The organism is Microcystis sp. M20BS1 (genome assembly GCF_020245305.1).
Lineage (GTDB): Bacteria > Cyanobacteriota > Cyanobacteriia > Cyanobacteriales > Microcystaceae > Microcystis > Microcystis ichthyoblabe_A.
The window spans coordinates 21,358-41,190 of record NZ_JADBUZ010000103.1 but is presented as its reverse complement, the minus strand read 5'-3'; the positions used below and the strand labels follow the sequence as shown (position 1 = coordinate 41,190).

Annotated in this window: 21 protein-coding genes; 8 read left to right on the top strand and 13 right to left on the bottom strand. The window is 42.8% G+C overall.

Going from position 1 to position 19,833, the window contains the following annotated elements:
* Positions 1–47 precede the first annotated feature (47 nt).
* Positions 48–563 (bottom strand): DUF1499 domain-containing protein, encoded by a 516-nt coding sequence (locus tag IM507_RS10580; RefSeq protein ID WP_002737526.1) that lies wholly within the window; start codon positions 561–563, stop codon positions 48–50.
* A gap of 70 nt (positions 564–633) precedes the next feature.
* Between IM507_RS10580 and IM507_RS10575 the strand changes: the two genes are divergently transcribed.
* Entirely contained in the window at positions 634–837 is a 204-nt protein-coding gene (locus tag IM507_RS10575) for a hypothetical protein (RefSeq protein ID WP_002737727.1), read from the top strand.
* A 73-nt stretch (positions 838–910) separates the two neighbouring features.
* Here the strand turns inward: IM507_RS10575 and IM507_RS10570 are convergent, their stop codons facing one another.
* Positions 911–1,375 (bottom strand): SRPBCC family protein, encoded by a 465-nt coding sequence (locus IM507_RS10570; protein ID WP_002736419.1) that lies wholly within the window; start codon positions 1,373–1,375, stop codon positions 911–913.
* Positions 1,376–1,621: 246 nt separating this feature from the next.
* Here IM507_RS10570 and IM507_RS10565 point away from each other — a divergent pair, with 246 nt between their 5' ends.
* On the top strand, positions 1,622–1,831 hold the full coding sequence (locus IM507_RS10565) for a hypothetical protein (RefSeq protein ID WP_159252977.1): 210 nt from the start codon (positions 1,622–1,624) through the stop codon (positions 1,829–1,831).
* A 175-nt stretch (positions 1,832–2,006) separates the two neighbouring features.
* Here the strand turns inward: IM507_RS10565 and IM507_RS10560 are convergent, their stop codons facing one another.
* The 3 genes from IM507_RS10560 to IM507_RS10550 all read right to left on the bottom strand — a co-directional run bounded on the left by IM507_RS10560 (position 2,007) and on the right by IM507_RS10550 (position 7,550).
* Positions 2,007–4,292, bottom strand: coding sequence for a GUN4 domain-containing protein (locus IM507_RS10560; protein ID WP_123230538.1), 2,286 nt, complete (start codon positions 4,290–4,292; stop codon positions 2,007–2,009).
* Positions 4,293–4,364: 72 nt separating this feature from the next.
* Entirely contained in the window at positions 4,365–5,003 is a 639-nt protein-coding gene (locus IM507_RS10555; protein ID WP_008201542.1) for a hypothetical protein, read from the bottom strand.
* A 234-nt stretch (positions 5,004–5,237) separates the two neighbouring features.
* Entirely contained in the window at positions 5,238–7,550 is a 2,313-nt protein-coding gene (locus IM507_RS10550; RefSeq protein ID WP_287636975.1) for a transglutaminase TgpA family protein, read from the bottom strand.
* Between the two features lie 163 nt (positions 7,551–7,713).
* Between IM507_RS10550 and IM507_RS10545 the strand changes: the two genes are divergently transcribed.
* The 4 genes from IM507_RS10545 (at position 7,714) to IM507_RS10530 (ending at position 11,396) form a co-directional block, all read left to right on the top strand.
* Positions 7,714–8,451, top strand: a complete 738-nt coding sequence (locus IM507_RS10545; RefSeq protein ID WP_123230535.1) for a phycocyanobilin:ferredoxin oxidoreductase — start codon at positions 7,714–7,716, stop codon at positions 8,449–8,451.
* A 297-nt stretch (positions 8,452–8,748) separates the two neighbouring features.
* Positions 8,749–10,332 carry a photosynthetic/respiratory NAD(P)H-quinone oxidoreductase subunit D1 gene (gene ndhD1 / locus IM507_RS10540; RefSeq protein WP_072923547.1) on the top strand — a complete coding sequence of 528 codons (1,584 nt, stop codon included), beginning with the start codon at positions 8,749–8,751 and terminating at the stop codon, positions 10,330–10,332.
* 414 nt (positions 10,333–10,746) lie between these two features.
* On the top strand, positions 10,747–11,076 hold the full coding sequence (locus IM507_RS10535) for a hypothetical protein (RefSeq protein ID WP_123230534.1): 330 nt from the start codon (positions 10,747–10,749) through the stop codon (positions 11,074–11,076).
* Between the two features lie 41 nt (positions 11,077–11,117).
* Entirely contained in the window at positions 11,118–11,396 is a 279-nt protein-coding gene (locus tag IM507_RS10530) for a hypothetical protein (protein ID WP_002735949.1), read from the top strand.
* Between the two features lie 59 nt (positions 11,397–11,455).
* On the opposite strand, the gene IM507_RS10525 is transcribed toward IM507_RS10530, so the two are convergent.
* Both IM507_RS10525 and IM507_RS10520 read right to left on the bottom strand, forming a co-directional pair.
* The gene (locus tag IM507_RS10525; protein ID WP_002737635.1) at positions 11,456–12,220 is read right to left on the bottom strand and encodes an ABC transporter ATP-binding protein; all 765 of its coding nucleotides are present in this window, start codon (positions 12,218–12,220) and stop codon (positions 11,456–11,458) included.
* 256 nt (positions 12,221–12,476) lie between these two features.
* Positions 12,477–13,289 (bottom strand): inositol monophosphatase family protein, encoded by an 813-nt coding sequence (locus IM507_RS10520; protein ID WP_123230532.1) that lies wholly within the window; start codon positions 13,287–13,289, stop codon positions 12,477–12,479.
* Positions 13,290–13,350: 61 nt separating this feature from the next.
* On the opposite strand from IM507_RS10520, the gene scpB reads away from it, so the two are divergent.
* Both scpB and IM507_RS10510 read left to right on the top strand, forming a co-directional pair.
* A complete protein-coding gene (gene scpB, locus IM507_RS10515; RefSeq protein ID WP_002748674.1) occupies positions 13,351–13,869 on the top strand; it encodes an SMC-Scp complex subunit ScpB in 519 nt (172 codons plus the stop codon).
* Between the two features lie 136 nt (positions 13,870–14,005).
* Positions 14,006–14,356 carry a DUF760 domain-containing protein gene (locus tag IM507_RS10510; RefSeq protein ID WP_002735620.1) on the top strand — a complete coding sequence of 117 codons (351 nt, stop codon included), beginning with the start codon at positions 14,006–14,008 and terminating at the stop codon, positions 14,354–14,356.
* A gap of 292 nt (positions 14,357–14,648) precedes the next feature.
* Here IM507_RS10510 and IM507_RS10505 read toward each other — a convergent pair whose 3' ends face one another.
* The 6 genes from IM507_RS10505 to IM507_RS10480 form a co-directional block, all read right to left on the bottom strand.
* Positions 14,649–15,512 (bottom strand): NAD(P)-dependent oxidoreductase, encoded by an 864-nt coding sequence (locus IM507_RS10505; protein WP_123230531.1) that lies wholly within the window; start codon positions 15,510–15,512, stop codon positions 14,649–14,651.
* Positions 15,513–15,538: 26 nt separating this feature from the next.
* A complete protein-coding gene (locus tag IM507_RS10500) occupies positions 15,539–16,198 on the bottom strand; it encodes a class I SAM-dependent methyltransferase (RefSeq protein WP_193979201.1) in 660 nt (219 codons plus the stop codon).
* Between the two features lie 13 nt (positions 16,199–16,211).
* Complete coding sequence (locus IM507_RS10495) at positions 16,212–17,069, bottom strand: DUF6671 family protein (RefSeq protein ID WP_042790682.1); 858 nt, start codon at positions 17,067–17,069, stop codon at positions 16,212–16,214.
* Between the two features lie 187 nt (positions 17,070–17,256).
* Complete coding sequence (locus IM507_RS10490) at positions 17,257–18,114, bottom strand: S1 RNA-binding domain-containing protein (protein ID WP_287636977.1); 858 nt, start codon at positions 18,112–18,114, stop codon at positions 17,257–17,259.
* A gap of 96 nt (positions 18,115–18,210) precedes the next feature.
* Positions 18,211–18,945, bottom strand: coding sequence for a dienelactone hydrolase family protein (locus IM507_RS10485; RefSeq protein WP_130756434.1), 735 nt, complete (start codon positions 18,943–18,945; stop codon positions 18,211–18,213).
* A 52-nt stretch (positions 18,946–18,997) separates the two neighbouring features.
* The gene (locus tag IM507_RS10480; protein ID WP_069475444.1) at positions 18,998–19,813 is read right to left on the bottom strand and encodes a Cof-type HAD-IIB family hydrolase; all 816 of its coding nucleotides are present in this window, start codon (positions 19,811–19,813) and stop codon (positions 18,998–19,000) included.
* Between the last annotated feature and the right edge of the window lie 20 nt (positions 19,814–19,833).

Sequence of the window (19,833 nt, the reverse complement as noted above, 5' to 3'; positions counted from 1 at the left end):
ATAGATATTTCTACAAAATTGAGATGCACCCGATTACTTTTCACTGTTTACTGTTTACTGATCACTGAAAAGAGTTTTCTCAGGGTTTCCACTCGTTCTCGATTGACATTTAAATCCGATTCTCCTAACCGGGAGGCGGAGCGAACATCGATCGCATTTTTGCTAGGATTAAGAGAAAATTCTAGATCATCGACAAATCCCATCCATTGACTGCTAAATTCGGCGTAGAGATAGTTACTATCTTGGTTAATAATTTTAGTTCTCGGTTGGGAGGCGATAATTTTAGCTAATTGCTCGATCGCTTTTTCACCGCTACCCTGATAACTAAGGGGTTCGATCGAATGAGCCTGATCCTGACTCTGACTACTAACACAATTAGGAGTGACTGGACAAGGAGCCAGTTTACCCTCCCTGACTCCCAAATAATCGGGACGAGTACCGGCGAATAAACTAACGCTATCGGGAGCAATTAACCTAATTCCTAGCCAGATGAGCAGTATTCCCAGGAAAATAAACGGGGTTAGCCGGAAAGATTTTTTCACCGTGTCGGAAGTTTCAGTCATGCTAGTCTTACAGAATCACTTCAATTAACTTAACATTGATAGGTGTGACAATATCAGGAGATAGAATAAGATGTTTCTCGATGAATTACAACCCGTTGTTAAAGAACTGATTCAACAACCGATCGCTTTTTTCGGTGGTTTTGCCTCTGGATTACTGCGCTTGAAACTTTCGGACGATCCCCTCAAAAAATGGTTAGAACAGCAGGGATTAGTCAGTTTTAACGACAATAATCAGGATAACGGCAACAGTCCCCAGTCGATCTCGATCGATTAGGGATCAGGGGTTAGCTGTTGGGGGTGAGGGTATTCTCCCATCCCCAAAACCCCCCGCTTACCACCCCATCAGCTTAACTTGTTGCTGAAAGTAGATAAATTTCCTCGGCTACTCGTTTTAATCTTCTTAATTGCGCTTCCATATCCTTTTTAGTCCATTTGGCGGCGAATTGCTGGAATCCCCACCCCACAACCGGATTAGGAATCGCAAACTCAAAACGATTGATTAAACAAGTGCCGTCATCATTGGGTTGACATTCCCAGCGATCGCATCCGCGAAAAAAGCCTTCAAATTGCCAGACAATTAACCCCGGTTCCCTCTCAATCACCGTACTTTTTAGCGTTGGCTGAATTAGGGGAATTTGAATCAAAAAACGACTTCTCCCACCGATATCGGTCTTCCAATCGCCGATAGGTTCACAAACTAACACCGGATTCAACCAACGACGCATTAACTCTAAATCCGTGATACAACGCTCCACCGTCGTGGCACTAGCTTTAATCTGAATTGATTGTTCAAATACTTGACAAGATGACATTGATCTGCTTATAAATTACTGGCTGAGAATTATCGGTAGTCGGACAAAAATAAAGTTAACTGTGCAGACAAGGCAACAGTAAGGGTTTCGTCCTTGGTTACATTTCTTAACATAGTCTTGTTTATAGCCTTTCTCATCAAGATGAAGTGTAACCTAATTTGCTATGGACGACCGGCGATCGACTCCCCAAAACGAAAACTTCCTACCTCACCATTAAGATAACTGCAAGCTCACTTTTTCACTAGCTTGAGCAACTCTCGAAAACGTTGGCGTAATCTCTCGATATTAACTGATAATAACATTGGTATCGATAACAAAGCGTTTAGTCATCGCGTCTTCATCGGCCCGCGCCCTGTAGGGGCGAAGCATTCGGGCAGTAACCTATCGGTGAAACCGGAGATTTTCTATCCGAATGCTTCGCCCGTACTTTTTCAGCAAACCCTAAACACTTCCTGAGCGTTAGTAGCAATCTCGGCCCGTCGAGCTTCGATCCGGCGCTTGCGGATTAACTCACAAGCATGGAAGCCGTGATAAATTCTATGGAACACAAACAACACGAAAACCTACTAAGGAACAACAATCATTCTGTGAACTCTCAAAATACCCATGTCTTATTAATGAGAGAAAGCTATTATTCTTGTTCCTCATAATTTAAGGAGGAGTAAAGAGATATCAAACCGGTCACATCAATACCGTCACCGTCAGAAGGTGACCCCATTATTAGGCATGGCCTGTGTCCTTGTGGTGCTTCTATAAGATTATTAGTTAGATCAAAAGACCAATTTTCTTTATCAATTTCGCGTCTCCAACCTAATTTTTCTCCAAATTTACGCAAAGTATTCTGATCCAGTGAGTAAACCCTGCCGTGGTAATAGACTACTCCTCTTCCACCGCCTATCTCTATCCAGATTTTTTTCTGTACTGAAAATCCAAATTTTTCATCACTATATTTTCTCCATAATCGGTCAATTATTTCTAACTCAATACGAGGAAAATCCAGAAAGTCTTGCCCACTTAGATAATCACTTCGCTTACTCTTATTCACGATTTTAAACATCATTGCAAGAGTTTCTTCTTCTGCTTGTTTCCACGCTTGTTGAGACAACAAATAATCTAATTTAGTAAAGTCTGCGATAGGAGTAATCGTCTTTTCCTCATGTTTGAGTTTTTCCTCCACAACCATCGGCTCACTTACTACTTCCATTGCGGGTAAGTGGGGAATATTACCAAAACGATTCAAGAATTGCCAACCTGCCAAAAGACTATTAATCCCCGCACTTTGGCTCCCATCAATCCCGTCCGCATCCTTAACCTTCTCTAATAACAACTTCAAAGACTCTAAAAACGGCTTATCTTCTTGATAAATAATCCGTTTCAAAAGCTGACAATCAGCGTCATTGTCGAGATCAAAAACCTTGTCCGAAGGCGCATCATTAGCTCGTAACCAATCTGAAAAAGCCTTATTACCTTGCTCTAAAGCCAAATACTGATACTGACTTGGTAAATTAGCCAAAGATAACGCCAACTTCATGCGGATTTCAGGCAAACAAGAGGGAGCATCCGATTTTAAAGTATCGTAAAACTGCCCGTAAGCTTTGACAACGGTTGAAATTCCCATCTGCCAAAACTCCGACGTTAAAAAAGAATGATTCTTGTACTTTTCCAACAAATAGGGAATCAAGCTCGGTAACAAAGGCGTATTTTCCCAAGAATTTCCCAGAAAGAGAATATCCGCATAAAGTCCAATGACTAAACAGTGCCATACTGCCAGATAGCTATAAAAACTCTTGTAGTCTTGGTCTGTAATTTTATACTCTTTGCCGATTGGCAGATTAGAAGTATCAATGCCATGCTTTTCTAACTCTTCTTTTTCAGCTAACTCCTTGTAGAAAATTTGTAAATTCTCCTCGTTCACCCCGCCCATATTTTTAATATAGGCTTCATCCTTACCCAGAGATTGTAACTTCTGGCGAGTGATTTCCCACTCCAAAGCCCTTTTTTTCGCTGAATTATTCAGTAAATCAGCAACAGACTGACCAGATAAAATCGTCGCCTGCGTGTAAGAAACATCGCCCCCCGACCAATAACCCGCACGAAAATTGAGTTCCCCCAAGGGAATTTCAGACTCTAAAACTAAAATAGGAATACTTTTTAATTGTGCATGAAGCGCTTGCAAAGCCGACCCCCCGCCCCGCTTATTGGATTCCCAAGCTTTATCTAATAACTGGACAGGATATTGCTTACTATTCAAATAACCCTGATGAAGAAATTGCTCAATTTCCTTAGACAAAAACCCTTCATAACTAGCTTGATAGGGTTTGCCTGAACTGGGATCGTAATCTAAGCTAGGGGGTGCAAGTAGCACTTTTAAAGGCATTATGCCATGAGCGAAAGAATTTTCCAGTAAATCAGATGCTAAATTGGCGATAGGCGATTTATCTTCCCTAAGCCTTTCCCGCATTTGTATTAAAGCATTTTGATGCTGAATTTGGGTCAAATCACGCTGAAAATCTTGCTGTAACTGCAAAATATCATACTGAATCTTCTTTTCCTGCTCAAAACGCCATTTTTGAAAATCCAGATTTTTTTGATTAATCGCAAAGTTAACCTGCGCCCGAAAAGCCTCAATTTCCTTCGCTCTTTCGTGGTTAAGTTCAGCTAATTCTCTTTGAAATTCTTGATTTTCTCTTTGTTGCAATACGGAAAATTTTAATTGATTATATTGCAATTCTGCGGAATGCTTTCTACTTAATCGAGCAATTTCTTCGGAAGAATCCCGATTTAGCCGACTGATACTTTCAGAAGATTTACGATTTTCTGATGCTGACCAAGCATTATTTCCACTCGATACCAGCGCACTAAAAGCTGCACCACCGGCATAAATTAAGGCATCAGCAGCTATCTTATCTAAGGGCATATTTTAAAATTATCCACAATAAGTTAATGATAATTACTTTTGAGCAAATACGAGATTTTTCAAGGCTGAAACTTAAACTTTTTTCGCCTGTTCCCTTAACTTTTGAGCTTCCGCCTGATATTTCTCAGATTCAGCCATCGCATTTTGGGCTTCTTTCCCATGACTAGAGGCATCTGACTGGTTTTTATGCTCACGATGCCAATCGGCTTCTTTACTGTGACTCTGAGAACTACTTAAACTATCGTTAGCTTTTTTCTCTAGTTCATTGGCTTTACTTAATAACTCAGAAGCCGTCTCAGAACCAGATCGCTGTGAAAGATGATCCCAATGGGAAGTATGATCTGCGTGGGAATATTGATGGTCTGGGAAACTGTTAGCATGATGAGGGTGATAATCTGCTAAGTGCTGGTTCTCAAAACCTTGATCAAAATGAGAAGGATGATCAACTTGAGAATATTGATGGTCTAATAAACCATTAGCGTGATGGGGTTGATAATCTGCTAAACCCTGATGCTCAAAAGCATTATGGATATGATGAGGCTCATAAATGCTGATATTAGATGGGACAAAGGGATCGTGGTGAACTCCCAAATTAGGGTCGCTTAACAAATCTTGGTGGTCGTGCAAATCCAGCGACGAATCCGCATGAGTATGTAAAGTGTGGGTAGTATCGGACTGATGAAGGTTATGATCAAAGGCTGGTAGATCCATGATGATATCTTGTCAGTGGAGGAATGAGTATTTATTTAAGCTAGGGAATAACTTGATCCAGATAAATTACCCCAATCCTAGCATATTTATTTTAGTCGAAGCCATCGGATTAGCGCAATGCGATCGCCATTTATCAAAGGATCGCCAAGTAATACTAAATCCAGTTATTAAAGACTAATTATTTAGGATTTGCTGAAAAACTTTTTGCCGCAAACCCTAACTATAGGCTCAAGCTCACTTTTTCACTAGCTTGAGCAACTCTCGAAAACGTCGGCGTAAACTCTCAATATTAGCCGATTTCCCGCCATAACGCCAATCAACGTAGGCGCGAGCAATCTCCTCGATAATATTCGCCACTGGCGGCGGTTGGACGCGGCGGGCGGCGGTGGCGTATTCTAAAGGGGTTTGAGCGGGATGTTTACCATAACCGGCTTCTGTTAAGATTCCTAACATTTGCTGGTATAAACGCTCGATCGGTGGTAGTTTTGCTAACTTGCGACCCCGACGCCAACGATGGAACTGTCCCCATCCTAACCAACCAGCGTAGGCGAAGACGACCCCGACTAAACCACCGAGAATTCCCCCGAAAAGACTGCCGGAAATAAAGCGCCATAACCAGGTCAATAACTGACCGATAGTAACGATAACATTTTCCCAAATCAGACCGAGAAAACCCGTGACTGGAGAAGGCAACCATCCGGCCACCCATTGCCAAAATTGCTTGAGGACGCTAAAAGGTTCCGCTTCCTCAAAGGATGGGGGAATTAATTCGTGGCCTGGGATAGGATCGAAAGTGTACCAACCGTAACCCGGGAAAAACACCTCTGTGATGGCGTAAGCGTCCGTATTTTGGACAACATAAAAGCCAGTGAAAGGATTAAACTGGCCAGGGGCAAAACCGGTGGCTAATCGGGCAGGAATACCGATCGAGCGTAACATAATCGTTAACACGGTGGAAAAATGATCGGCGTAACCCCCCTGAAAACGAAACAAAAAGGCCGAGACTAAATCCTCATTTTCGGCTAAAAAGGGCAAATCGGTTTTTAATTCATAGTTTTGCTTCAATGCTTGGGCCAAATATAGGGCCTTCTCGTAGGGAGAGGTTAAAGGTTTGGGAGATTTGGCCAGCAATTCCTCGGTTTTTCGGCTGACTTTCGGGGCAATTTCGGCAGGAATTTGTAAATAATGCTTGAGAATAGACTTAGGGTAGGTTTCTGGGGCCGATCGCAATTGGCTGCGATTACGTTCCGGCACTTGTGAGATTACAGTATAAGTTAGTCCTTCCGCTAACCCCCCCGGCGACCTTAAGCTATTTTCTCGGTCCAAAGATACCTGTCGAGTGGGAAAAAAGAGAAACTGGGGCGAAGTAAGAGCAGGGATAATATTCGGTAAACTGGAGACAATGCTGTAGGTTTGGACTACCTGATGGGTTTTGGCCTGGGTTGCGGGTAGCGGCACAAAAAAGCGATAGGACCAACTACTGCGATTTAAATCCTCTACTTCTTGATCTCGCGAGATTTGCCACCCTTGACCAGTATAGCGATCAAAGGCCATGGCGCGCCAGAATCCGGGGGCTTGAGAATGTACCCGCATGACTGTCTGGGGAGTCATACTTCCTCGCAAATTTTGGTTGATTTGGCTGTTAAAACCGTAATAAAAGGTAAGATCTAGCTGTCCTGACCCTGTAGTGGGACTATTACCGCCATTTACGCCACCATTCCCCGTTTCACCCTCGCGCACATAGCCGGGGTTAACGATTTGTCGGTTTCCCTGTTCAAAACCCTGATTTTCCATACCTGCTGGACTATTGACGGGAAAAGATTGAATTTGATAACCCGGAAAACGCGGCATCAGAGCAAAAATTGTCAATCCCAAGAGGAGAATTGTCAGAAAGAAAATCCCAAAACGTTTGGGAGAAAGGGGGGAATTTTGCGGGGAAACTAATTTTTTTGTGGCTAGACGCGGGGATTTCTTTGAGAAGAAAGGGAGACTCTGATTGAGATTATCTAAACCTAAACGAGAACGATAGTCTAAAACTAGGGTAGGTAGGGATAAAAACAGAAATAGGATTAACCAAGGCGCAAAAGCGAGGGTTTGGGAGATTGTCCCGGCGACTCCCAAGAGAATTAAACCGATTACCATAGAATACCCTAAATCTTTGCGTCGGGGCAGGTCAAAACTATGGAGAATTTGCAGTTGAATTAGTAATTGTGTTAGAGCAATACGACTATCCTGCATCGCAACGATATCCCCCAAGAATAGCGCCAAAACTACCAACATTCCGATCGCTATACAAAATTTTGCCCCGATATTGCGCTTTTGCCTGCGTCGCCAACTCCAGATTCCGCCGATAATACTGAGAGGAACAGCCCAAATACTGGTATAACTATCGGTAGCCACATCGGTGGCGATAATACCGACGATTACTAAAGCTTGCACCAGAATTCTTAAAATAATCGATTCCTCGGTTTCTGGCAACGGAGAAGATTCTATCTTTTGCCAGAGGGTTTTTAAGGAAGGTCTTGGACGAGCGGCACTGCTAACCATAGGGTAAATTGGGAGAAGGATCAAAAAGTTAATTTTATGTTTCCCAGTTCTAATCTCGATCGCTCCATGGGGTAAAGTGGATTTTAGATGTCAGGAGATAGGAAAATAGGGAGATAGGGAGACGATAACTGATAACTGATTACTGATTACTGATAACTGACCTATGATAGCCGTTACCAACCCTGAAATTTTACCGTTGCTTCATCCCCTGATTGGACAATTAGCCACAGCAATTCTCTCCCACTGGGAAAATTATCTTGATTTGTCGCCCTTTGAGTTGCCGGAAGGTTTAGGCTATGTGGAGGGACGTTTAGAAGGGGAAAAATTAATTATCGAGAATCGCTGCTATCAAACTCCCCAGTTCCGCAAAATGCACCTAGAACTGGCTAAACTGGGCAATGGTTTGGATATACTTCACTGTGTCATGTTCCCCCGTCCAGAATATCCGCTGCCGATGTTTGGATGTGATATAGTCTCCGGCAAAGCGGGAATCAGTGCCGCTATTGTGGATCTTTCTCCCACCAGTGGCGATAAAACCCTCTCTAGTGCCTATAATCAAGCTTTAGCGGCTTTACCTGCGGTCGATTTCGCCCAAGCTCGTGATTTGCCGCCTTGGGGTCATATTTTCTCCCAATATTGTCTGTTTATTCGTCCCGAAACCGCCGCCGAGGAACGACAATTTTTACAAAAAGTAACAGATTTCTTGACAATTCACTGCAAATGTGCTAAGGAAAGTCAGCCCCTTTCCGGGGAAGAAGCGCGCATTTATTTACAGGGACAACGGGATTATTGTAGTCAACAGCAAAAAAACGATAAAACTCGTCGTGTACTAGAAAAAGCCTTCGGTTGGGAATGGGCAGAGCGTTATATGACGGGGGTTCTCTTTGATTTGCCCGATTAAGTAGGGAGGCACAATTATTTGTAGGATGGGTTAATGGTATAAAACCCTACACCCCACACCCCACACCCTGCCCCCACCGAAAAACTTTTTTAGCAAACCCTAATTAGGCCAGAAGTCTCTTGAAACTTAACAATATTAACAGACAAGGACAGGAAAATAATTGCTAGATTGATTTAGGTACAGTCAAATGTAACCGCGAGAACAAGCGAAAAAAAGGCGGTTTTGCTAGGTAAAACCGCCAAAAAGCCCTAGCTTAATTTCTCGATTCTGACGATTAAATAAATATTAAAACAGCCGATGAATCTAACGAACTTTCCTTGGTTAACTGTCATCATCCTTTTTCCTATCGTCGCCGCTTTATTGGTTCCCATAATTCCCGATAAAGACGGTAAAACCGTGAGATGGTTTGCTCTGACGGTGGGATTAATCGACTTTGCCCTAATTATCTACGCTTTCTATAGCAGTTACGATTTCGCTAATCCCAATCTGCAATTAGTGGAAAGTTACCAATGGTTGCCCGAAATTGACCTAAGATGGTCCTTAGGAGCCGATGGCCTCTCCATGCCTCTGATTATCTTAACGGGATTTATTACCACTCTAGCTATCTTAGCGGCTTGGCCGGTGACTTTTAAACCGAAACTATTCTACTTCCTGATGCTGTTGATGTACGGGGGACAGATTGCGGTGTTTGCCGTACAGGATTTGTTACTGTTCTTCCTCGTCTGGGAATTAGAATTAGTCCCCGTCTATCTGATCCTCTCCATTTGGGGCGGTAAACGCCGTCTCTACGCGGCCACCAAATTTATCCTTTACACCGCCGGAGGCTCTCTATTCATCCTTGTAGCGGCGCTGACGATGGCTTTTTATGGCGATACCGTCTCCTTTGACATGGTGACTATTGCTGGCAAGGATTTCCCCCTGAAACTGCAATTATTCCTCTACGCTGGTTTTCTGATTGCCTACGGGGTAAAACTGCCGATTTTCCCTCTTCATACTTGGCTACCGGATGCCCACGGCGAAGCCACTGCCCCTGCCCATATGTTACTAGCGGGAATTTTGCTTAAAATGGGTGGTTATGCGCTCCTACGCATGAATATGGGGATGTTACCCGATGCTCACGCCGTTTTCGCCCCCGTTTTGGTGATTTTAGGGGTAGTTAATATTATCTACGCCGCCTTAACCTCCTTTGCCCAACGCAATCTTAAGCGCAAAATTGCCTATTCTTCCATCTCTCACATGGGATTTGTCCTGATTGGTATGGCTTCCTTTACCGATATTGGTACAAGCGGGGCGATGTTACAGATGATTTCCCACGGACTGATTGGGGCGAGTTTATTCTTTATGGTCGGTTGTACCTACGATCGCACCCATACCCTGATGTTAGACGAGATGGGCGGTGTCGGCAAGAAAATGAAGAAAGTTTTTGCCATGTGGACTACCTGTTCCCTCGCTTCCCTCGCTTTGCCCGGGATGAGCGGTTTTGTGGCGGAATTAATGGTATTTATCGGTTTTGCCACCAGTGATGCCTATAGTCCCACTTTCCGCGTTATTATCGTCTTTTTAGCGGCTATCGGTGTCATTCTCACTCCGATTTATCTCTTGTCCATGTTGCGAGAAATTCTCTACGGGCCGGAAAATAAGGAATTAGAAGAACACCATGCCCTAGTGGATGCGGAACCCCGGGAAGTCTTTATTATCGCCTCTCTATTAGTGCCAATTATCGGCATTGGACTCTATCCCAAAGTGGCCACGACGATTTACGATGCTACTACCAATAAATTAACCGCCCTAGCGCGTAATTCTGTACCCAGTTTAGTGCAACAGGCAAAGGCAAAAACCGCTAGTTTCTCCCTTTATTCCCTAAAAGCCCCCGAAATCTAAGGATTTATCAGTTACCAGTTACCAGTTACCAGTTATCAGTTACCAGTTACCAGTTATCAGATTTGAGTTTTAAGTGAGCAGTATTAAATCCCAATTTCCGCACTTCTTAACATTCAATTGATAATTTTTACTAATATTAAATCCGGTTATTAAAGAATGATTATTTATTCCCTCTTTTGCCTATTGCCTATTGCATGAGTGCCTCTCCTCATAACTAGCCTGTACTCAATGGATTTAGTATTATTATACTTTTAATTGATTGTGTGATTATTTTAATGCGATCGCTACTGAGTACAGCCTGTAGAATTATCAGAATTAGTCCCCACTGGAGCAATCGCGCCCAAAGAAGATTAGGCGGTCGCAACGCGCTCGCTACGCGAGACCGCAACATGGCAAAATATAGGAGTTTAGCTCATGTCTAACGAAACCGTGACTTATTCCCTAGAAGCTGTTCTAACAAGGATCGAGGGAAAAATAGACTCTCTACAAAGGGATGTTAACAAGCTAGAGATAGGACAATCGGAGTTAAAAGGGGAGATTAAAGCCTTAGGCTTTAAGATTGAGGGCATCGATAAAAGATTAGAAAAAGTAGAAAATGAACAATCTGTTTTAGTTAAGTCTGTTTCTGACTTACAGGGATTTCGAGGGTTAATTTTACCTCTGATTGTTGGGGGAATTAGTGCCGGTATCGGGGCAATAATCACCGTCAGCATCAGATTTTCTCTACTCAGTGGCAACCCCTAAATAAGGCGATTGCAACATAGCAAAATATAGGAGTTTAGCCCATGTCTAACGAAACCGTGACTTATTCCCTAGAAGCTGTTCTGACAAGGATTGAGGGAAAAATAGACTCTCTACAAAGGGATGTTAACAAGCTAGAGATAGGACAATCAGAGTTAAAAGGGGAGATTAAAGCCCTAGATGAGCGACTAACCACAGAAATTAAAGGATTAACTGCAAGAGTCGCTAATCAGGAATTTACCAATCGAGGGATTCTAATCGCTTTGGTTGTTGCCATTTTAGGAGGGGCAGCCAAACTTTTTGGTTTTCTTCCCAATCCCTAACAGATATCTAATTAGGAAGTTGCCGTTTTCTTTTCACTGATAACTGAAAAATCCCTACCCTACCCAATCACCTCGTGTAAATCCGTCGGTGCGAGATTAGGATAAACCACTTCACCATCCTTAAACCAAATAATGCGCTGAGAGTGACGCGCCACATCAGCCTCGTGAGTTACCATCACGATAGTAATACCACTGTTATTCAATTCTGAGAAAATAGCCATCACCTCTTGGGTAGTTTTCGAGTCTAGGGCCCCCGTCGGTTCATCAGCAAGTAATAATATGGGTTGATTGACAATTGCCCTAGCAATAGCGACGCGCTGCTGTTGTCCTCCCGATAATTGATTGGGTTTATTGTGCAGTCGATTATCTAATTTTACCCTCGTTAAAGCAGCGATCGCTCTTTCCTTTCTTTCTTGAGGAGAAACCCCACCATAAATCATCGGTAACATGACATTTTCCAGCGCACTCATCTGGGGTAAAAGATGGAATTGCTGGAAAACAAAGCCGATTTTACGATTGCGAATCTGAGCTAAATCCCCATCCGGCAGCGTGGAAACGTCCAGATTTTCTAGATAATAAGACCCCGAGGTGGGACGATCAAGACAGCCGATAATATTCATGGCTGTGGATTTTCCCGAACCTGAAGCCCCCATAATAGCGCAATATTCCCCTTTTTTTAGGCTTAAATTGATGTTATTGAGGGCTTTAACTATGGTTTCGCCACTGCCGTAGATTTTAGACACATTTTCGAGGCGAATAATTACCGGCTGATAGACTTCGGCTTTATCGTTGCGTTCGCTGAGAGAGGAAGTATCAAAACTCATGAAATAAATTCGTGGGGGCAGGGTGTGGGGTGTAGGGTGTGGAATGTAGGGTTTTACCGATTTTCAGGGGGTCAATTACCTAATTTTCAGGCAAAAAGTGCCTAAATTTCCCCCCTGATCACTCCAAGGGCTGGCAGTTTTTGATTTCAAACAAGCTTAAAGATATTATCCAACAAGGTTTTTAGATTTATTCAGCAAGCCCTAAATAGAGATAAAACCAATAAATGCAGCTATTCTAACCTGAGCAATTCTCCATTCAAGCAACATCCTTGAGAAAACCGACTAAAGGCAAGAAAACTGGCGCTAAATTCGATCGAGCCACGGCTAAACAGGGATAGGATCGATCACTATAATTTTCCCCCACCTGCAAGGGAAAAATCTTTTCTCCTAAAGAGATAAATACTCCGCCAGCGGCCTGTAGAATTGCCCAAACCGCAGCAATATCCCAGACTTTCGGGGTTGCTTCCACTCCTCCCAAGACAGTGCCATCGGCAACCAAAAGCAGATTATAACTAGCCACTCCTATCATCCGCACTTTGCAGGGAAAGGGTTTTTTTAATACACCTGTACTACGAGCGCAGAGATTAAACAGATGATTTTTGCTGGGAAAATCGTCACTGGTGTGAATCGGTTGACCGTTGCAGTAGGCCCCCTCTGGACCGGTTAAACCCGTCTCACCGTACCAATAACCATAATAGGACTGTTTCAGGCAGGGGAGATAAACAAATCCGAACACAGGAGTCCCCCGGTAGAGAAGTCCCAGGGAAATGCCCCAGATGGGAATACCGCGAGTAAAATTAGTCGTGCCGTCGATTGGATCCACTACCCAAGACCATTCTTGATCCGGGAAAATATGGGTAGTTTCCTCGGTTAAGACTCCATGATCCTGGAAAGTGCGGGCAATTAATGATCGCAATTCGCCATCGGACCAACGGTCGGCAGCCGTCACTAAAGTCCCATCTGCTTTATTGGTGGCCTGTAATTTGCCAAAATCAGCTACTAGGCGATCGCCCACCTGCTCGGTAGCCTGATAACAAAAGTCTAAAACCTGACTCCAAAAAGTTTCCATAATTTTCTCGTTCGTTTTCTAGTAGAATATTAGCTTAGTGTCTAAACTTAGGTAGTCGAGATTGAGCGCGGAAGCCCACCAAGAGATCAGACTAGCTACCCGTCTAGAAGCGATACTTTACCTAAAAGGGCAGCCTGTCCCCTTAACCGAGATGGTGACATTAACCAACAGCGATCGCTTGACGGTGGAAGATGCTATGATCGAGTTAATGTCCGATTATGCCCACCGGGATAGTGCCTTGGAAGTGGTGGAAACCCCCCTCGGTTATAGTTTACAATTGCGGTCAGCTTATCAGAATTTGATCGAAGACCTGATCCCGGCCGAATTAGGCACGGGAACCCTCCGCACTTTAGCAGCGATCGCAATAAAAGAACCGATTTTACAAGCGGATTTAATTAATTTACGCGGCAGTACGGCCTATCAACAGGTTCAGGACTTGGTAGAACGAGGATTTGTGAGAAAACGCAAGCAAAATGAAGGTAGATCCTACTGGTTAGAACTAACCGATAAATTTCATCAATATTTCGAGGTTGACAATCTTAGGGAACAGGGTATTCTAGAAGCTACCGATCAGGAATAAGGAGGGAGAGGGTATATTAAGGGTAAATATTTCTGATCACTGAGCTAAACTTGAAGAAGATAGGGGGGACTTCGGGCAATCAAGAAGAGCGATTTGTTAACCTAGATCCAATAACCACTACAGCGTGGAAGTTCTGATGACTTTTAATCCTGATTTTTTTCCCTGGGAAACCGAAGAACAAAATGATAACTGTCTGATGCAGTATCTCCAGCAGCAGCATCCTGAAACCCTTGAGAGAATAGCCCAATCCGTCAGTAGCGAAATTAAAGATATTATCTCGCAAAACGTCAGGGGATTGGTGGGAATGTTGCCCTCAGAGGATTTTGCGGTACAAATTACCACTGACCGCGAGAATTTGGCGAATCTTCTCGCTTCAGCGATGATGACGGGTTATTTCCTCGGTCAAGTGGAGAAGCGCCATCATTTAGAATCAATTTTGTTAGCTACAGAATCAATTAAATTGGGCAAAAAACCAAAAATAGATTAATCCTCACCCCAAAAAGATAGAGACACTTTCATCGGTGTCTCTATCAGTTTTTAACCCCCTTTGGCAAAACTCACCATCACCAAAATCGAGAGCAGGATACCGGGGACAAGTAAACCCGCTAATAATCCAAATTCAGTCAACGTCATAGGAAAATATGCCCAAAATTCCATCACTTCCCACTCTAACCCCCTCTTCTGTCCACCTCAACAAAGCTTAAGGAAAATTTAAAGCCTTTTATCGGTTTTTCTTCCTACACAAACCAAAGAGAGTCTTTTTGATGTGGGTAAGCGGTTTATAATTCTTTTTTCAGCGCCTCATATAAAGCTGAATAATCTTCCTCTGCTAATCCCATTGCTAAAGCTTTTTCCAGAAGACGCTCTACTCCTGTTAGGGGAAAAGTGGTTAAATCTAACTTCTCCGATTCCTCTAAAAAGAGATTGACATCTTTGAGTAAATGTTTAGTGGGAAAGTTAGGGTTAGCATAATTTTTCTCTAACATTCTGGTTAATTTTTTGTCAAAAGTAGGCGCATATAAGGCACTTTGACGCAGGATAGTCATGAATTTTTCTAGATCTACTCCTTGCTGGGATAAAAAAGCTAAACTCAAAGCAAAAGCACTGGTTAGAGTGGCAATTAATTGATTTAAAGCTAATTTTAATGCCGCAGCGGTTCCCACTTCCCCGATTAACATCGGTTCTTGACCAAAATGTGCTAATAAATTTGACCATTGATGGAACTGTTTCTCCGTTGCTCCCACCATAACTAAGAGAGTCCCCTTTTTAGCTTCGGGAATACTTCCTAACACGGGTGCTTCTAGATATTCTCCCCCTTTAGCCACAATTTGATCTCGCAGTTGTTTACTTTCAGAAGGGGCAATGGTTCCCATCTGGATAATAGTCCGATTATTGAAGTTAGATTGCTCGTAATTTAATCCTAAAACCTCTTGGATAGCGGCGGCATTAGTTAACATTAAAATCAGACAATTTGCCTCCTGAATTACTTGTTCAGGAGAGTTAACTGTTTTGGCTCCCAACTGCTGTAAAGGTGCTAATTTTTCTAAGGTGCGATTATAGGCAATAACAGAAATTTTCTGATTTAATAATCTTTCTACCATTGGCGTTCCCATTAATCCTGTTCCCAAAAATCCAACTTTCATGACTCAATTTTCCCCTGATTTAGTGATTAGTTTTTACTTGTTTTTATGGCTGTCCAATGACGATTAGAAGACTGATAAATTTTAATATTTTTTAATCCCGACTGCTGGATTAAATCGGCAATTTCTGCTAGGGTAAAAGCGGCATGGAGAGAATCTTTAAATAGTTGCGCTTGTCGGGGAGAAAAATTAGGATCGATTTCCCTCACCATCCCCTGGATTATTTCCTCGGAATCAGGACGGAATAAATCTCTTAAAAAAATGCCCCCATTCGGTTTTAAAACTCGCTTAATTTCGCGTAAAAAAGGCAGAGGATTTTCGAGATGATGGATTAAACTATTAGAAATAACTAAATCAAATTGCTCGGATTGGTAGGGAAGATTTTTTCCATCAACTTTCTCCAATTTGATCTGTTCTTGACAGTTAGCATTAAGGATATTTTTTTGACCAATTTCTAACATAGAATCGGCCAGATCAATAGCGATAATTTGCCATTGGGGACGTAGTTGACTGAGTATAATCGGAATGCGTGCAGTACCAGTTCCTACATCTAAGACCCTAGCATTAATACCGGCTAATTGTACGGCTTCTTTGGCGAAATTAGTATTAACTTCCGTGAAGTCCATGGCATCATATTCGATCGCTTCTTCCCGATCATCCATTACTTCTGGTTCTAAAATTCTTTCCATAGAAAAGCTATCTTTAGGGATTACAATATTGACAATACATCGGATCGGCGGTTTTTTCACCGTTGGGAAAGAGTTTTTCCTCTCGATAATCACACCTTTGACAACCGTATAGTTCCAGTTTAATTAAAGAGGTGGGAAAGTGACATAAACCACAGGGTAAACCCGATGTTCTTTCGATAATATCAAACCCCGGACAACCACAATTAGGGCATAATTGATTAAGTTTTTGAACAAGATTTGCTGTCGCAGCTGCAATTGCTTTCATCCGCGTGGGATTGTGCATAGCGCGCATATCGGTTTCTAGGTGTACTTTGCCGTTTTTGTCAAGAATATCTTCAACAATTTTAACGAAATTTTTCTGGTCAGTAATTCCCTTAAAAATATGCTCAGAGTCGAGAGAATTTTTATCAAACATCACCACTAAACCATGACTAGGAAACCCTATTTTTTCGGCAAATTCTAAAGCAGCTGCTAGATTAGTGACAGTTTGGTGAGCGTGATTAGTTTCCGTGACTATTGCTTGACCAATTATTTCTAGATTATGGACTCGATCGAGTAATAAAATCAATTCACGATTACAGGAAACTAACGGCAAGTTAGGATAGGGATAAAAACTACCCTCACTAGCAATTCCGATATCGTATCCCGAAAGCTCGATCGCTTGTTGTGCCTTCCTGCGAGCGGTTTCAATTTGTGTCCCGATGCGCTTAATATCCCGGGTAAAAGTGCCAAAGCGATCGGTATTAAAATTATCGGGTACAATCACCTTAAGGCCTATTTCTTGCGCTAAAATCGGTGCAATCACCCGCTCTTTTCCGTGCATAGTCCCTAAAATTGCTATCCGATCTTGAAACATCTTTTCTTGAAACATCTTGATCAAGGAAAAAGTAAAAAACAGCAATCAGCGAAAAGAAAACGGCAATTTCCTACTTAAGACTGTCCACTTAAAACTCACATCTGATAACTGATAACTGATAACTGATAACTGATGGTGGGTTACGGCGAATACTAAATAGGTGGTAAAGTATCTAAATTATTGTCGCCTAACCCACCCTACACTAAGTTTCTGGGGTTTTTCCCTGAGCTTGTTTTAATCTTTCTGCTGCTGTTTCCATGACTTCTGCAAAGTTTTCGAGAATTTCGCCGGGGTGTGCTTCGAGGATTTTTGTGGATAGGGAAATGCGGTTTTTATATTCGTCAATTTCCGCGACTACCACTTGAATTGCTTGACCAACTCTAAAGAAAGTCATGGGAGAATTAAAAGAGGCTCCTGTCACCTGTTTAGCATGGAGTAATCCCGTCACTCCACCGCAATCGACAAAGACACCGTAGGGTTGTAATTTAACCACAGTGCCACTTAATAATTTACCCACAGCTAATTGACTGATAGCGTTAGCGCGAGCAATTTCTCGCTGAGATAAAACTAATTTATTATTTTCTTGATCGATTTGAATAAAAGTTGCGGTTAAAAGTTGTCCGATCAGGGAATCTAAATCATTTTTTTCGATTAAATGGGAGCGAGGGATAAATCCTTTTAATCCTTCCACTTCTCCCGTCACTCCCCCCTTATTCACCCCCGTGACGCGCAGCTGTACCGACTTGCCACTTTCAGAGATTTCCCTGACATTTTCCCAAGCTTTTTGTAGTAATAATTGCCGCAGAGACAGGGTAACTTGTCCTTCCGCGTCCTGTCCACGGGTAATCAGAAAATCGAATTCTGCACCTATGGGTAAAGCTTCAGCAATAGAAATAACATTTTCGAGGGAAATTTCCCTTAAAGGAATAAAAGCGGAGGATTTGCCGCCAATATCGATGAATGCTCCATCGGAGGTGTGTTGATCGACTCTCCCGCGCACGATTTGCCCTTTTTCAAATTGATAATCGTATTGATCAAGAGCTTTGGCAAAATCGTCCATGGAAAAGGCTGGGTTCGGTGTCATGATAAATAGAATAGTTACAAGTATGATTTCGAGCTGCTTCCAGTGTAAGCTGAAGCTTGAGGAGTCAGACCATTAAGATTTAAGAAGGCTAAATAACTCTAGCACATGACCCCAGGCAGATTTGGCCGCCTTAGCATTATAACTAGCCCTTTGGTCGCAGAAAAAGCCATGGTCGGCGTTTTCATAGCGGAAAACTCGATGGGGGATTTGATAACGGGTTAATGCGTTTTCTATCTCATCCACTTGCTTTTGAGGAATACTGGTATCCAACACCCCGAAAAATGCGTAGATTGTCCCTTTGATTTGGGGAGTCACCTTCACTGTCCCTTGACCACCCCCGGGGGTTCCCGTGGTGATTCCTGCACCGTAAAAAGAGGCAGTAACTTTGATATCCTCTAGAGTGGAGACAAGATAAACCACATGACCACCAAAACAAAAACCGATCGTGCCGACACCGGTTTTTTGCACCTGTGGCAAACTATAAAGATAATCGATGGTGGCTTGGATATCGCTGATTAATTCGGCTGCTTTGGTTTGTTCCTTGTACTGACGACCGATTTCGATATCTGCCATACTGTACCCCGTTTCAAAACCAGGAGCAAATCGCTGATAAATGGCAGGAGCGATCACTATATAGCCTTCTTGGGCAATTCTGCGGGTGACATCTCGAATATGGTCATTTACGCCGAATATTTCCTGAATCACGATAATTGCTGGATAAATTCCCACTCGATCGGGAATGGCTAAATAGGCATCTATGTCAATATCTTTGTTAGAAATCGTAACAGTTTGCGTATTAATAGTCATAATTTTCTCGGTGAAAAGGATGTTGGTTTTCCAGTAAAAAGTCAAATCTTGCTCAAATCAAAACAAACTTTGCCAAGGCCGCAGCCACCCCATTTAAGTTTACACTGGGGGCAACCCAATCGGCTTGATCCTTAACGGCTTGGGGAGCATTACCCATAGCGACACCGACACCCGCATAGGTGAGCATAGAAACATCATTAAAATTATCACCGATCGCCATAACGTTTTTTGGTTGTAATCCTAGGATATCTTCGGCCAAAAATTGGGTGGCGCTTCCCTTGGTAGCCTCAACGTGGGTAACTTCAAAAAAAGTCGGACTCGATTGGGTAAAGTATAAATCTTGATTTTGATAGCGTTGCTGTAAATGCTGCCAAATCTCGGCGATAAATTGCTTATCTTCCCCCATGGCCAGGATTTTAGTGGTTTTGTGGGCGACTTTGCGTAAATCCCCCACTGCTTCGGCAATAATACCCGATCGCTGGCGATAGAATTCCGTTTCCGCGTTTAATTGCCGCACATAAAGCACATCGTCCATATAAAAATTAAGGGAGATTTTCTCCTTCCATTGGGGTTGTTCGAGATAATCCAAAAGATCGATCGCCAAGTCGGGGGAAATAGGGGTATGTCGATGGTGAACTTGGGAAACAGGATCTTGAATCCAAGCGCCATTGTAAGCAATTATAGGTAAAGTGGATTTAAGGCGTTTATGAAAGCGTAAAGCCGAGCGGTACATCCTACCAGTGCCAATAGCGACGGAAATCCCCTTTTTTTGGACGGCCGAGACAGCTTGCACCACGGCCGGATCAACCTGATTGTTATCCCCGGCGATCGTTCCATCCACATCGACAACGATTAAGCGAATATCCACAGTCTTTTCCCATTCAAAGG

Excerpts from the sequence above, each read along its gene's own strand:
- IM507_RS10580 (WP_002737526.1), bottom strand. The coding sequence starts at position 563 with ATGACTGAAACTTCCGACACGGTGAAAAAATCTTTCCGGCTAACCCCG.
- IM507_RS10575 (WP_002737727.1), top strand. The coding sequence starts at position 634 with ATGTTTCTCGATGAATTACAACCCGTTGTTAAAGAACTGATTCAACAA.
- IM507_RS10570 (WP_002736419.1), bottom strand. The coding sequence starts at position 1,375 with ATGTCATCTTGTCAAGTATTTGAACAATCAATTCAGATTAAAGCTAGT.
- IM507_RS10560 (WP_123230538.1), bottom strand. The coding sequence starts at position 4,292 with ATGCCCTTAGATAAGATAGCTGCTGATGCCTTAATTTATGCCGGTGGT.
- IM507_RS10555 (WP_008201542.1), bottom strand. The coding sequence starts at position 5,003 with ATGGATCTACCAGCCTTTGATCATAACCTTCATCAGTCCGATACTACC.
- IM507_RS10550 (WP_287636975.1), bottom strand. The coding sequence starts at position 7,550 with ATGGTTAGCAGTGCCGCTCGTCCAAGACCTTCCTTAAAAACCCTCTGG.
- IM507_RS10545 (WP_123230535.1), top strand. The coding sequence starts at position 7,714 with ATGATAGCCGTTACCAACCCTGAAATTTTACCGTTGCTTCATCCCCTG.
- ndhD1 (WP_072923547.1), top strand. The coding sequence starts at position 8,749 with ATGAATCTAACGAACTTTCCTTGGTTAACTGTCATCATCCTTTTTCCT.
- IM507_RS10535 (WP_123230534.1), top strand. The coding sequence starts at position 10,747 with ATGTCTAACGAAACCGTGACTTATTCCCTAGAAGCTGTTCTAACAAGG.
- IM507_RS10530 (WP_002735949.1), top strand. The coding sequence starts at position 11,118 with ATGTCTAACGAAACCGTGACTTATTCCCTAGAAGCTGTTCTGACAAGG.
- IM507_RS10525 (WP_002737635.1), bottom strand. The coding sequence starts at position 12,220 with ATGAGTTTTGATACTTCCTCTCTCAGCGAACGCAACGATAAAGCCGAA.
- IM507_RS10520 (WP_123230532.1), bottom strand. The coding sequence starts at position 13,289 with ATGGAAACTTTTTGGAGTCAGGTTTTAGACTTTTGTTATCAGGCTACC.
- IM507_RS10510 (WP_002735620.1), top strand. The coding sequence starts at position 14,006 with ATGACTTTTAATCCTGATTTTTTTCCCTGGGAAACCGAAGAACAAAAT.
- IM507_RS10505 (WP_123230531.1), bottom strand. The coding sequence starts at position 15,512 with ATGAAAGTTGGATTTTTGGGAACAGGATTAATGGGAACGCCAATGGTA.
- IM507_RS10500 (WP_193979201.1), bottom strand. The coding sequence starts at position 16,198 with ATGGAAAGAATTTTAGAACCAGAAGTAATGGATGATCGGGAAGAAGCG.
- IM507_RS10495 (WP_042790682.1), bottom strand. The coding sequence starts at position 17,069 with ATGTTTCAAGAAAAGATGTTTCAAGATCGGATAGCAATTTTAGGGACT.
- IM507_RS10490 (WP_287636977.1), bottom strand. The coding sequence starts at position 18,114 with ATGGACGATTTTGCCAAAGCTCTTGATCAATACGATTATCAATTTGAA.
- IM507_RS10485 (WP_130756434.1), bottom strand. The coding sequence starts at position 18,945 with ATGACTATTAATACGCAAACTGTTACGATTTCTAACAAAGATATTGAC.